The sequence below is a fragment of the uncultured Amaricoccus sp. genome, assembly GCF_937858865.1.
Taxonomy (GTDB): Bacteria; Pseudomonadota; Alphaproteobacteria; order Rhodobacterales; family Rhodobacteraceae; genus Amaricoccus.
The window spans coordinates 1-1636 of record NZ_CALLYO010000593.1 but is presented as its reverse complement, the minus strand read 5'-3'; the positions used below and the strand labels follow the sequence as shown (position 1 = coordinate 1636).

The 1636-nt window shown below is 71.9% G+C and carries 2 protein-coding genes; both read right to left on the bottom strand.

Features of this window, described 5'->3' with window-relative positions:
• Window positions 1-226: 226 nt before the first annotated feature.
• Complete coding sequence (locus Q0112_RS17600; protein WP_297977319.1) at window positions 227-1261, bottom strand: LLM class flavin-dependent oxidoreductase; 1035 nt, start codon at window positions 1259-1261, stop codon at window positions 227-229.
• A gap of 67 nt (window positions 1262-1328) precedes the next feature.
• The coding region (locus Q0112_RS17595) for a VOC family protein (RefSeq protein WP_297977317.1) at window positions 1329-1636 on the bottom strand (308 nt) is incomplete at its 5' end.

The window sequence follows — 1636 nt, the reverse complement described above, 5'->3', positions numbered from 1 at the left end:
CTGCGGAGTCGCTGACGACCTACACCAGAAGCAGCGCCGCCGCTATCCGGCGGGCACGGCTTTCGGGGGCAATCGGGTGACAGGCAGGAAAGAGGACGGCGGGTCCGGCAGGCGCGTCGAGCCCGTGCGAAATCAGGATTTCGCGCGCGAAACTATAGGTATCCCATTGATGCTGAAGGGATTCGTCGGGTTAATACTTCGTTACTCGCCACGGGCCTCCCATGAATCACAGCGATTCCCGCTCCGGAAATCCCTTCCCCTTCAGGCGATCACCCGGCGCCGCTTCGCGCAGGATCTCCGCCGCGATCTCGAAAGAGCGCAGCCGCGCCGCATGGTCGTGGATCTGTCCGGTCAGGATCAGCTCGTCCGGCCGATGCCGCGCCACGAAGGCCGCGAGCCCCTGCCGCACCGTTTCCGGCGCGCCGGCCGCCGAGCAGGCGAGCGCGCGGTCCGCCATCGCGACGGCGGCCGGATCGGCCACCGCCAGGATGTCCTCGACCGGCCGCGGCAGCGGCCCGGGCCGTCCCGTGCGCAGGTTGATGAAGGCCTGCTGCATCGAGGTCTTCAGCCGCCGCCCCTCGGCGTCCGTCGCGGCCGCGAAGACGTTGAAGGCGAGCATGACGTGCGGCGCCGCCAGATGGGCGGACGGGCGGAAGGTGGCGCGGTAGGTGGCGAGCGCCGGCTCGAGATCCCCCGGCGCGAAGTGCGAGGCGAAGGCATAGGGCAGCCCGAGATAGGCGGCGAGCTGCGCGCCGAAGAGGCTCGAGCCCAGGATCCAGACCGGCACCCTTGTCCCGACGCCGGGGATCGCCCGCACCGGCGCCCCCTCGTCCTCGCCGAGGTAGCCGAGGAGCTCGACCACGTCCTGCGGGAAGCTGTCCGCCTGCGCGAGGCCGCGCCGCAGCGCCCGGGCGGTCGCCATGTCGGTCCCCGGCGCGCGGCCGAGGCCGAGGTCGATGCGCCCGGGAAAGAAGCTCTCGAGCGTGCCGAAGGCCTCGGCGACCATCAGCGGCGCATGGTTCGGCAGCATGATGCCGCCGGCGCCCACCCGGATCGTCCGCGTCGCGGCGGCGACCTGGCCGATCAGCACCGCGGTCGCCGCGCTGGCGATGCCCACCATGTTGTGATGCTCGGCGAGCCAGAAGCGCCGGTAGCCCCAGGCTTCCGCCTGCCGCGCGAGATCGAGCGTGTTGGCGAGCGCCTGCGCCACCGTCGCCCCTTCCGGGACCGGCGAGAGGTCGAGAACCGAGAAGGGAACCATGCGCCACCCCCTGAGATTTCCGTCCCTGCCATCTAGGCAGCGGCGCGCGGCCGGCAAGCCGCCGGGCTCAGTCGTCCCAGGTGGTCGCCTTCGCTGCGAAGTCCGCCGTCTGCGCCCGGATGACGCAGAAGCGCTGCCCGGTCGGCGCCTCCATCACCACCCAGGTGTGGACCTTGCCGACGACCTTGGCCCCCAGCCGTTCCAGCCGCGCCACCTCGGCCGGGATGTCGTCGCTCTCGATGTCGAGATGCACCCGGCTCTCGTGCTCGACCTGCTGCACCTCGACGTGCAGCCCCGCCTGCGGCTCGAGCGTCACGTACCTGCCGTCCGGCGGGCGCACCTCGCAGTCGCCGAGCGCCGCCGCCCCGCCCGCCC